Consider the following 11,671-nt stretch of genomic DNA (forward strand, 5'->3'; position numbering starts at 1 on the left):
AAACAAATAAAAACAATGCCAGTCAGGCTTAACTGACTGGCATTACGCCCCACGGGGCGCTTTTTGCTGGCCACGCTATGCCGCATATACCTTCTGGTCATCACCCAACCCAAACCGACGTCTCCTGCAACCGAGGCTATACGCAGCTAATGCTGCCCTGTTTTGCCTCACCCCCCAGGCTGAAATGTGCCGTTTTTTTTCGACAGGAACTTGCCTCATACGGAAACCTTGTGGCACTCTGGGACGTCGATGGACAGACTCACGGACACTCACAGTGTCCCCACTGCAAAAGGAGCAACACAGATGGCCAAAGCCAGCAAGAAAGATATCAAGAAGAAGATCGCCGCTCGCCTTGAGAAAATTGCCAAGCACGAAGGCAAGATCAAGAAGCTGAAAAAAGCCCTGAAATAAGGGCCGGCATGATAAACAAACCGCCATCAGGCGGTTTTTTTATGGCGGCATTAGCCGCAAGCCCCCCCCAATGGCATGGCTGCAAACGCCTGGCCAGCACCAACACCTCTTGCTCCAGCCACAGGTTCGGCGCACCAGGAAAAGCCCTCTCGCGGCCCCCATGCAGTAAGAGGCTCGGCCCCGCAGGATCTGCCCGCAGCTTCACTGGTAAACCCGAGGTAAACACGGCAAGCTGGATGGGTCTGTGCCAGCCAGCACGCCACCCCGTTGGTACAAGCCTGCTTGCTGACACCATCTCTCCGAGGGCGACCCCATGACCCAGTCGACAAAACAGCCGCCGGTTTCCTCCTGGCATCTTTCCGATATCCGCGAGCTGGCCCACTTGCTCACCCAGGCCCTGCCTGCGGCAGTGCAGATCACCGAGGCCGTCCATCAGGCGGTGTTGAGTGGCATGGGAATAAGGGGTAAGGCCCAGGGTCAGACCCGGGGGATCACGGGTCTGGTCTACAAGGGGGTACACGGCGCTGCCCATACCCTGAGCGGTGGCATCCATGCCCTGCTTGCCCGTTTTCCGCCAACGCCTCCCTTGCACCAGATCCCCGAAACGCCCAAACGCGCCGCCCTGCTCGCCACCCTCAATGGGGTGATGGGGGACAAGCTGGTCGAGAGCCACAATGCCCTTGCTACCCCCATGACACTGCGCTATCACGGTGAGCCCCTGGACTGGCACGCCATGCCGTCGAGCCTGCCCGCCGAGAGCCGGGTGCTACTGATGGTGCATGGCCTGTGCATGAACGATCTGCAGTGGCAGAGCCAAACCAGGGGGAAGGCAAAAGAAAAAACGCTCAACCTGGGGGAGAGGCTGGCCGACGAACTGGGCTATGTGCCCGTCTATGTGCGCTACAACTCGGGCCTGCCCGTTGCGCAAAACGGGCGGGAGCTGGCTAGCCAGCTGGCCCAGCTGACACGCCATTGGCCTGGCCAGATCAGGGAGATTAGCGTGCTGGCCTACAGCATGGGGGGGCTGGTGATCCGCAGCGCCTGTCACCATGCCCGCCAGCGTGAGATGGACTGGCCCGACGTCCTGAAAAACATGGTGTTTCTCGGCACGCCGCATCATGGCGCCCCCCTTGAACACGCCGGTCACTGGCTGGAGCAGCTACTGCCAGCCACCGCCTATACCCAGCCCTTTGTCAGGCTGGCACAGCTGCGCAGCGCCGGTATCAAGGATCTGCGTCACGGCAAGGTGATGGACTCGCCGCCCCCGCAGGGCGATACGCACACCTTGCCCGATCCTCGCCCTCCCATGCCCTTGCCCACCGGCGTGGCCTGCTTCACGGTAGCGGCCACCACGGCGGCCAAGCGCGGTCTGCTGGCTGATCGGCTGATCGGCGATGGCCTTGTGCCCCTGCGCAGCGCCCTCGGCCAACATGACGAGGTGCGCCACCAGCTGGCATTTCCACCTTCCCACTACTGGATTGCCTACCGCACCAACCATATGGCCCTGCTCGGCAGCCTGCAGGTAAGTCGTCAGCTGCTGCAGTGGTTCACCCCCGTTCACGCAGAGTGCTGCCCGTCTGGGGAGCATGGCCAGAACGCATAACGGGCGCAATACGCCGAGACTCGCTGAAGTTCGCACCAGCACAAGGTCAAAAACCGCCCGTGGGCGGTTATTTCATTGCGTGTCACTCACATCAATCTGGCTCGACCAAATACCCGGATTGAGCTGCCGGGTTCGGCCGGGATCTCGGCGTGCAGGTGCGACGCCATCCCCATATCCTCCCCCTGGAAGAGATCTATGATGCCGCCGTGGGGCCAATGGTTATCTCGCAGGTAACCGGCAAAGGCGGCGGTGGCCGCACCTGTGGCAGGATCCTCATAGACGCCACCATAGGCGAAGGGGTTGCGGGTATGAAACAGCTGATCCCGGGCGGCATGGGCCAACAATATGGTGACCAGCCCTTCCCTTTGCATCAGGGTTCGCCCCTGCGCCAACTCCTTCATGACCTCTCCTTGCTTGCATGTTGAAAAAGACGGGAGCCTCACCCTGTCCCCTGTTATGGAACCCCAGCGAGGGACACGTGTGAACGCAGGCCATGCCGCCATCCATAAGATAAGCAGACCCAGCTTACCCGTTAAATTAAATGCCGCACAGGTGCCGCTTGGACGCCGCGGATCCGGACAATGGCAACTAGCCTTGTAATGCGTGTCTGTATACGGTCCTGCAGTGGAGAACCCTATGTATTCGTACACCCTCACCTTCAAGGAAGAGATCGACAAGTTGACCGCCCCCGAGCAGGAGATCACCTTGCAAAGCCCCGCCCAGGCTGGCGACTTTATTATTCTCTCCGACGGCAGCCGCCATCAGGTGATGTTTGTCACCCACCGCGCCCACTACAGCAGCCTCTATCTCGATAAAGGGGTCAGAGTGCCGCAAAGCTAGCGAAGATCATCCCTCAGTTTGCGAAAGCAAAAGAGCGGCACCTGGCCGCTCTTTGATCTCTCTGTATGTGGATTTGCTGTCACAGCACCTTGATCACCGGTTGGTGCACTATCTCGACGTCGTTTTTATAGACCACCAGCTCACCCGGTGGCACGCCACGCTCACCCAGTACGGTGACAACACACTCGTAGCGGTAGGGGCCGCTTTTGAATTGATAGGTATGGTTGCCCCCCGTCCCCTCCACCCTGACGGTGCCATTGCTGAGCACCAGGTCCGGCTTGTCGCTGAGCGCCTTGCCCTTGGCCCAGGAGGCATAGCGATAGCGGCTATCACCCAACTCGTCGATGCGGATGGTGAATTTCTCGGTCTGCCACATCAGCTCGGGGCTCTTGTACTCCCGCACGCTGGGATGCAGGTCGCTTTTCTGTCTGGCGATAAGCTCCCCTTTCAATTTGGCGGCCCGCGCCGTCTGATGATTGATACCGATCACTTTGCCATCGAAATCCATCCAGACCTCGCCACTGCCCAGCATGATGCCGCGCCAGCCCATGGTCTGCCAATCCTGTCCGACCCGGGAACTGGCGATGCTATTTAAAATGGCGTCATCAAACACCTCGTCGAAACGGGTCAGCATCTCCGACGGGGTCTTGATGGCGGGGATGGGATACTCCTGCTTGAAGGGGTACTTCATTTGATTGGAAAGGGCCTGATGATCCCGGGCTTCGGCCGCATCGACCAACTGCTGCACAAAGGGACGATACTCGGCCGGCAACGGCTCCTCGTCGGCAGATGCGGGGAGCGCTCCCCAAAATGTACTCAGCAACACAGTAGCCAACAACCCAATGCGTCTGCCAGTTCGGTTAAATAGCACCTTGAGATTCATGGCAATACTGTGTGTCAGTTTCACGCCTCCCCCTCCCCATATCAATAAACCATCAAACGTTCTCATCAGAGAGTGCTAGCTTGCAGACTTGATGGATTTTTTCACTTTTTTCAGTGCCATATTCCGCTTGAGTGGAGAAAGATAATCAATAAACAGATTTCCATGAAGATGGTCAATTTCATGTTGCATGACAATCGCCAAGAACTCACTGCTCTCGATGGTAATGGGTGTGCCCTCTCGATCCAGTGCAGATACCACCACCGAGCTGTAACGCTCAACATCCGCATAATAATCGGGAACAGATAGACACCCCTCTTGCCCAAAAGCCTTGTCAGTCCCACTGTTCACTTCCGGATTGATCAATACCAGCGGTTGATCCCTGCTCTCTGACAAGTCGATAATAACGATTGCCTCTTGACGGCCGACTTGAGTCGCGGCCAAACCAATGCCATTTTCCGTCGCATACAGGGTCTCCAGCATGTCGTCAATCAGCCTCTGCACGGCTGTGATATCCTCAACCCGTTCGGCTTTTATTTTCAACCTGGGGTCGGGAGCTGTCAAAATATCCAGAATCGCCATCATCACCCTCTATCAACCATTATTTTCTTACCAATGAGCGGGACAAGGAGACAAACGCCTGATCTCCCTCTATCACCTTGTAACCGAGGCGCTGATAAAACCGTATCGCCCTCTGGTTGTCTGTGAAGCTGGACAAGGTCACCCGGCATTTTCCCTCACGCTCTGCCTCGCGATGAAGCCGCGCCATGACGGCAGCGCCAAGCTGCCGACCCTGATACTGGGGAAAGATGATCAGCAAATGAACGTGCAGCGCATCGTCGTATGGTTTGCAACAGAGCAGACCGACACGCTCACTGCTCTGCAGGATCCACGAGAACCAATGCGGTTGATATGCGCAGGTTAAGCGCTCGCGCTGAAATTCGTCATCCCAGCCAAAGACCGCCTCAACATAGGGAAAGAGCCCCTGTTTGACCGCAGCAAAAACCTGTTCGAACTCACTCTGTGGAACACCCGCCAACTCGATTTCCATCTCATCCCCCGTTCAAGTGATATCGACGCCTCAACATTGCTATCGCGTCGTTAAGCATGCGCCTCCAGCCATTGCTGTTTTGCCTCATCCAGCCCTCTATTACCCCTCATTGTTGGTATCATACCGACCGAGGCGCGGATGAAAAGGGTCATTGATTAGACATCATGTTAAGCCCTCACCACATTAGCACCGATGAAATATCAACCATCTTTTTTCAAATTTTATTTAGCCTCAGCTCTGACATGGTCAAATTTCCCAAAGCAGTGACAATCAATTTTTATTTTATCTACTTCATCAAAACCATGTGAAACTCAACAAACATGTCTTTCGATAAACCCCATTCCCTCGTTGATGCAAACACCTAATTAATATCCATTAGCGCATTATGATACTGTGTCAGACGCTATAACATCTTGGGCAGTCACAGCACCTCAACCTTTACCTTGATAATCCCGTCGCGAATATTACCGATGGTGCTAAAGGCTGATTTGGAGAGATCGATAATACGCCCGTTTTTAAAGGCGCCGCGGTCATTGACCTTGACCACCACGCTCTTGCCGTTGGCGAGGTTGGTGACGCGCACCATAGCCCCAAAAGGCAAGGTCATATGGGCGGCACTATTGAGGTTATTGCGATAGCGCTCGCCGCTGGCGGTTTTTTTGCCATGATAGCGGTCGGCATAATAGCTGGCATAACCGGTCTCGCTATAGCCGCGCCAGCTGCCGCCGTGACTCTCGTCATAACGGCTGCTACAGGCTGCCAGTAGCAGGCAAAGAGATAACAGCAGCCCTTTCTGGATATGTTGCACCTTTCCCCTCTCTTCTTCTTTCTGTTCTTCTATGTGGTTCGTGACACTGGTGGCACGTTCGCAGGCAGGCTCACCTTGCCATCGGTCCAATGCACTCACCATGTTGCCACGCAGTGACCGCGCGGCTACTTTGCCATATCTTCCATGCAAAAAGGGAGGCAAATGCCTCCCTTTCACCTATTCACCCGTCATCCCTTGTCAGGATGAGCCAGAAACAGGTCAGGCAATCAGCTTGTCATCGCTAAAGCCAAAGCCGCGCAGCCCCACCACATGCACATGCTCGTGCTTGCCCTGCACTTTACGGATGAGCTTGTAGGTGGTGCCCTTCTCGGGGCTGATGTTCTCGGGCGCCGCAATAAGCAGCTGCATATCCTGCCGCTCGCACAGCTCGAACAGGGTGGCGATGGATTTGCCATCCAGACGGGCCGCTTCGTCGAGGAACAACAGGCGGCAGGGGGCGATATCCTTGCCGCGCAGACGGCGGGACTCCTCCTCCCAGCTGATCAGCACCATCAGCAAGATGGCCTGACCGGTACCGATCGCTTCACCAGTGGAGAGCGCGCCGCTCTCGGCCCGCAACCAGCCATCGGCGCCGCGCTGCACCTCGATCTCCAGCTCCAGATAGTTGCGATAGTCGAGCAGCACGTCGCCCATCACCTGATAACTGCGATCCCCCTGCTCGGTTTGCGGGTTGAGGCGCTGGAACAGCTTGGCCATCGCCTCGGAGAAGCTGAGCTCCTTGTCGGCGAACAGATCGTTGTGCATGGCACTCTGATCCGCGAGCGCCGTCAGCAGGCGAGTGTGGGCCTCGCGGATATTGACGTTGAGCCGCACCCCGCGTACCAGACCGAAGGCGATGTTCTGCAAGCCCTGGTTAAGCACCCGGATGCGGTTCTGCTCGCGGCGGATGATGTTGGTGATCTTGGCCGCCACCTCGTGGGAGGAGAGCGACAGATGGTTTTCCCGCTGCTTGAGCTCGTCAGCCAGACGGGCCAGCTCGATCTCCATCTCCTCGATCGCCTCCACCGGATCATCGGAGCGGATGATATCGTTGCGGATGCGATCTTTGAGGTAACGGTAGACCTGCACGTAGAAGGCGACCTTCTGCTCGGTGCTGCGGTTACCCTCCGACAGACGCAGCGCATCGCGCAGCGCTTCGTCGTGCGCCACCGCCACCCGCAGGGCGCCGAGGGCCTTGTCCGACATGGAGCGCAACTCGTCGCTGTCGAGATAGGCCAGTTCACGCTTGTTGAGGCGCTTCTCGACGTCGGTCTCCCGCGCCAGCCGTACCACCCGCGACCAGCTCGCCTTGTGACCCACCAGGGATTTGCGGGCGCTGTAGTAATCCTTGCCCTCGAGCTTGAGACGACCGCCAAGGGATTCAATTTCGCGCTTGGTCACCTGCAACTGGGCCTCGGCGCTGGTGCGACGGGAACGGGTGCGAATGAGCAGCTCTTCAATCTCTTTCTTGTGGGCGCGGGACTTCTCTTCCATGTCCTCAGACAGCGTCAGCCCCATGGCCGCCAGCTCCTGCTCGAACTCGGTCAGGGTCTGACGCTTGGCCGAGGCGCTGGAATCGAGCGCGGTGCGCAGCTGCAACGCCTCGGTGTGGCGCTGGGCAATTTGCTTGTGCTGCTCACCGGCGGTGCGGGCCGCCAGCTCGGCGGCTTTGAGCTTCTCTTTGAGTCGCTCGCTCATCTCGGAAGCCTTGCCCAGCAGGTCTTGCGCATCCTGATAGGCAAAGTGCGGTAGACGGGCCACCAGCTGATCGAGGGCATAGCAACGGCGCTTCTGCTCGGCCAGCAATTCGTTCGTCTCGTCGAACGCCGCCTGCAGGGCGGCGAGATCCTGCGGATCCTGACGCAACACCTGCACCATGGTTTCAAGCTTCTCGAGCGCCTTGCCGTGCTTGGCGATAAAGGCTTCGGCCTGTTTCAGCGCTTCCACGTCGGCGTGAGCCGCCTCGAGGCGAGCCGCCAGGTCTGTCTCGGCAAACAGGTGTGCAAAGGGCAACATTCCCTGCACCAACTGGATATGGCGAGTCAGCTGGGCGGCGGCCGCTTTGGCATCACTCAGCTGCTTGTCGCACTCGGCTATGGTTTCTTGCAGCTTGCGCTGCTCATGCTGCTTGGCCTGCACTTCGGCTTCGGGATCGGGGCGGAAGGCGATATCCAGGTGCTGGCCGATAAAGTCGCGAAAGTGACCGTAGAGACGGTGGTACTTCTGCTGCTCGAAGGCGGCCTTGGCATAGCCCTCAATCAGATTTTCCCGCTCGAGATCGAGCTGCTCGATCCGTTTTTCCCGGGCGGCACGACCAAACAGCGGTAGCTCTGGGTAGCGGGAGAAGCGCACCTGACGCTTGCTGGTGCGCACCAGCACGGCGTCCCCCAGCTCGTCCGCTTCCACCAGATCCTCGTCAAAGGAGTCGGGGTTGCCCTGAATGAGGTAGATATCCTCCGGGCAATCTTCCAGCTTTTTCAGCCGCTCGATGGCGCCCTCAAGGTCGAGCACCACCAGGGCGCTGCGGGCCGGGCCATACAGCGCGGAGTAGTAAGGGGCATCGTCGATGGAGATGTCGTCATAGACATCGGAGAGCAGCACGCCCCCCACCTGCTCGGCGATGCGGGCCAGGCGCGGATCCGCCTCGCCAGCCCCCAGTTGCAGGTTGCGAATTTGCAGCTCCAGCGCCTGTTTCTGCGCCGCGATGCGGTTGCTCTCCTGCTCGAACTCGCGCTCCTTGTCGAGCACGCTCTGCATGCCGGACGAGAGCGCCTCGGCGGTGGCGAGTGGCAGACCGCTCTGCTCGCGCAGCTGCTCGAGCTTTTCAAAGGATTTGAGCCAGCGCGGGGCCAGCTTGGTGAGCTCCGCGATATCACGGCCCAGCTGGGCGCCCTGATGCTCGAGGCTGGCACGGCGCTGGTTGACCTCCGCCTGCTGATCGGCAAGCTCTTCCTGACGGGTACGCTGGGCCTCAAGAAACAACTCCAGCTCGTCTTGGCTCGCGATCAGCTGGCCAGATGCCTCAGCCAGCTCGTCGCGCAAGCGCAGCAGCGCCTGCTGGCTGTCGCTCTCTTTCTCAAGGCGAGCCAGCGCGGCGCGCAGTCCCTGCCCCTGATTGACGCGGGCCTTGTCTTCGATATGACGCTTGAGCAGCGCCTGCGCCGTGGGCCAGGCGGCATCACGGGCGGTTTCGGGGGCAATGCTGAGCAGCAGCGTCAACGCGGCCTGATGCTCGGCTACCGCCGCCTTGGCCAGCGCCAGCTGTTGCTCGGCACCCAGCATCCGGCTGGTGAGGCTCTGCTCGGCGGCGCGGAACTGGTGCAGGGTGTCGCTCGCCTGTTCGGCGCTCAATCCCGGCAACTCGCACTGTTCGCGGGCATTTGCCAGCGCCTGCACCGCCTGACGGTACTGGATGGCGCGGGTCTGCTGAATGTCCAGCGCCTGCTGGTAGTCAGCGAGCTGAGTCTTGAGGCTGTCTACTTCGGCCTGCGCCAGCTCCTTGCGCTCTTCCACTTCCAGCAGCTGGCTGTGGATCTCTTCTACTACTGCTTGTTGCTGTTCGAGTTTGTCAGTGAGATCCGCCAGATCGGCGCGATACATCTCGATCTTCTTCTGCAAGCTGACAGCAGCCATCACCTTGGCCAGATGCTCGGCAGCCGATTCCAGCTCGTCGGTCAGCAATTTCTCGCGGTTGGTGAGCTGCTCCACCTCGTCCGCCAGATAGATGGCGCGCTGGCGCTCTTCGGTCAGAATGCGGCGTTTCTGTGCCAGCTCCTGACGCGCCTTGAGCGCCAGCTCGGAGAGACGGTTCTTTTCGGCGGCGTTGCGCACATAGTCCGCCGCCACATAGTGGGTGGTCTCGGTGATCAGGTTCTTGAACAGATCCCGCTGACCTTGCGTCTCTTTAATGGCTTCCAGAGTGCGGCGGTTCTCGTAGATAGCCGCCTCCATGTCCGCAAACGCCTTGCGCACGCCGGAGTTCTCCGGCAGCAGGTATTCGCGCAAGGATCGGCTAATGGACGAGGAGATGCCACCGTAGAGAGAGGCTTCGATCAGACGGTAGAACTTGCCGCGATCTTTTTGATCCCTGAGCTTCTTCGGGGTGATGCCGAACTCGAACATAAAGTTGTGATAGTCGGTCACCGTATTGAACTTGGCGACCTTCAGCGCCCCCAGCTCGGCGGCCGCCCCTTTCAGATCGGCAAAGGCACGAATACGCCCCTTGCCACCATCGAGTTTTTCCAGCAGCAGATCGGTGGGTTGCAGCTGCTCCGGCACATCCACCAGCGCGAACGGGGTGATGTTGACCTTGTTGTCACGGTTTTGGATCTGCTCCAGGTGCACGCCGACCCAGATCCGCTGTTCGCGGCTGTTCATCACCTCCAGCACTGAGTAACAGGAACCCCGTTGCAGCTTGCCGTAGAGCCCCTTGTCGCGCGACGCACTGGAGGAGCCCGCCTCCGTGGTGTTGCGAAAATGGAGCAGAGACTGGTCGGGAATGAGCGCCGCAATAAAGGCCGCCATGGTGGTGGACTTGCCCGCCCCGTTGCCGCCGGAGAGCGTCGTCACCAGCTGGTCGAGATCGAAGGTGCGGGCGAAGAAGCCGTTCCAGTTGACCATGGTCAGGGATTTGAATTTGCCTCTCACGACGTTGCCTCCATCAGGGCCTTGTATTTAACGCGGCAGGTCATCTTCTACCTCCAGTTCAAGCTGTTCTTCATCAAGATCCGCTTCAATGTCTTCAAACAGCGAGTCGCTGCTCGGCATCTCGTCATCGTGGAAGATCGCCTCACCTTCCTGGATCATCCGCAGCTGCACGGCGCGCGGATCTTCGTCGGAGCGCACGTCAGCGGCAAAACGGAACACAGATTCGTTGACCCGAAATTTGTCGCTGTTGCCAAGGGCGGTGATCATGCCAAGGCGGCGCAGGCGGCGCATGGAGGTACGGATCTTTTCGAGCAGCTTCTTCTTGTCGAGATCCGTGCCACCGGAGCGGCTGTTGACCATGCGCAGCAGCTGCTTCTCGTCGGCCAGGCTCAGCACCTCTTCTTGCAGCTCGCCCATGGCGAACACCCCTTCCGAGGCAAGCCGGTCAGGGCTTAAGAACAGGTAGCAGAGCACCTTGCCCACCAGCATATCGAGCTCGGACAAGACTGTTGTTCCGATATCGGCGCTGGGGCGCGGACGCAGGTAGAAGAAGCCCTCCGGCGCCTTGATGAGTTCCACCTGATAACGGCCGTAGAAGATCTCCAGCTCGTTGTGGTACTCCACCAGCGCCGAGTGCTGTTCGAAATCGTCGGCACTGATGTGACGGCCCGAGCGCAAGGCGGTGTCGATGCGCGGAAACAAGGGGTTGGCAATCGCCTCTGCAAGCCGCAGCGGCAAGGGAAACTCAGTATTGATCAATGACATAGGCCTGAACCTTGGATCCAGCTTGGTTAATGGGTTTCCATGCGGGTTGTTGGTGCAGCTCGCGCTCACCGCTGGCATGGCCCAGGCGCACGGCCTGGTCGATCAGAAGACGCGCCACATCGAAATGGGCGTGAGCCGGGTAATCCAGCAGGTATTCCCGCAGCACATCGGCCAGGTCCAGCTGATGGCCCTGTTCGGGGTAACGGGCCAAGTAGCGCTCGATGCGCTCGGCCAGCTCCTGGTTGATGTCCACCATCTCCATGTACTCCATCTCGAGGGGCACCTCACCGGTCACCTCCTCGTCGTGAATGGCAATGGTTTCATCCCGCAGCTCCAGCAGCCGGGACTCCTCGGCGATACGCAGCAGCCAGTTATGCTGCTCGAAATTGCGAATGGAGTCGCGCAGCCGCTGGCTGAAGGCGCGGTTCTTGTCCATGTCGATGGCGTTGCGGATAAATTTGTGGACGTGGCGGTCATAGCGGGACCAAAGCTCGATGCACTGCTGGCCCCGGCTGGTGATGACGTCAAGGCGCCCTTGCAGGGCAGGGGTCAACCCCTCGACGTGGAACAGATCGTCACGCCCCGGGGCCACTTCCGGAATGTTGAGCAGCCCCGCCTGCAGGCGGGGCTGCTCAACATTCAGGAAGTGGCCCAGGGGCGTGACGA

8 protein-coding genes and 2 pseudogenes are annotated in these 11,671 nt (G+C 59.1%); 2 read left to right on the plus strand and 8 right to left on the minus strand.

The genetic code is table 11. The features are described 5' to 3' along the window. Nucleotides 1–724: 724 nt before the first annotated feature. Nucleotides 725–2,014 (plus strand): esterase/lipase family protein, encoded by a 1,290-nt coding sequence (locus tag AAC083_RS11525; RefSeq protein WP_108536667.1) that lies wholly within the window; start codon nucleotides 725–727, stop codon nucleotides 2,012–2,014. Nucleotides 2,015–2,100: 86 nt separating this feature from the next. Here AAC083_RS11525 and AAC083_RS11530 read toward each other — a convergent pair. Then, nucleotides 2,101–2,409: pseudogene (locus tag AAC083_RS11530) on the minus strand (PhzF family phenazine biosynthesis protein); the annotation flags it as partial. A gap of 241 nt (nucleotides 2,410–2,650) precedes the next feature. Between AAC083_RS11530 and AAC083_RS11535 the strand changes: the two are divergent. Beyond that, entirely contained in the window at nucleotides 2,651–2,854 is a 204-nt protein-coding gene (locus tag AAC083_RS11535; protein ID WP_042037373.1) for a hypothetical protein, read from the plus strand. A 79-nt stretch (nucleotides 2,855–2,933) separates the two neighbouring features. Here the strand turns inward: AAC083_RS11535 and AAC083_RS11540 are convergent, their stop codons facing one another. From AAC083_RS11540 to AAC083_RS23045, 7 genes and pseudogenes are all read right to left on the minus strand, one after another. Further along, on the minus strand, nucleotides 2,934–3,737 hold the full coding sequence (locus AAC083_RS11540; RefSeq protein WP_108536671.1) for a hypothetical protein: 804 nt from the start codon (nucleotides 3,735–3,737) through the stop codon (nucleotides 2,934–2,936). A gap of 75 nt (nucleotides 3,738–3,812) precedes the next feature. After that, the gene (def, locus tag AAC083_RS11545) at nucleotides 3,813–4,316 is read right to left on the minus strand and encodes a peptide deformylase (protein ID WP_108536668.1); all 504 of its coding nucleotides are present in this window, start codon (nucleotides 4,314–4,316) and stop codon (nucleotides 3,813–3,815) included. Nucleotides 4,317–4,335: 19 nt separating this feature from the next. After that, the gene (locus AAC083_RS11550; protein ID WP_042037376.1) at nucleotides 4,336–4,785 is read right to left on the minus strand and encodes a GNAT family N-acetyltransferase; all 450 of its coding nucleotides are present in this window, start codon (nucleotides 4,783–4,785) and stop codon (nucleotides 4,336–4,338) included. A 421-nt stretch (nucleotides 4,786–5,206) separates the two neighbouring features. After that, on the minus strand, nucleotides 5,207–5,593 hold the full coding sequence (locus tag AAC083_RS11555) for a septal ring lytic transglycosylase RlpA family protein (protein WP_181364723.1): 387 nt from the start codon (nucleotides 5,591–5,593) through the stop codon (nucleotides 5,207–5,209). A gap of 219 nt (nucleotides 5,594–5,812) precedes the next feature. After that, nucleotides 5,813–10,240, minus strand: coding sequence for a chromosome partition protein MukB (mukB, locus tag AAC083_RS11560; RefSeq protein ID WP_108536669.1), 4,428 nt, complete (start codon nucleotides 10,238–10,240; stop codon nucleotides 5,813–5,815). A gap of 27 nt (nucleotides 10,241–10,267) precedes the next feature. Then, nucleotides 10,268–11,005, minus strand: a complete 738-nt coding sequence (mukE, locus tag AAC083_RS11565; protein ID WP_042037378.1) for a chromosome partition protein MukE — start codon at nucleotides 11,003–11,005, stop codon at nucleotides 10,268–10,270. Then, nucleotides 10,986–11,671 (minus strand): annotated as a pseudogene (locus AAC083_RS23045) (chromosome partition protein MukF); the annotation flags it as partial. The pseudogene AAC083_RS23045 and the gene mukE, both read right to left, overlap by 20 nt.

Source organism: Aeromonas sp. HMWF014, assembly GCF_963878295.1.
In the GTDB taxonomy this organism is placed as follows: Bacteria; Pseudomonadota; Gammaproteobacteria; order Enterobacterales; family Aeromonadaceae; genus Aeromonas; species Aeromonas popoffii.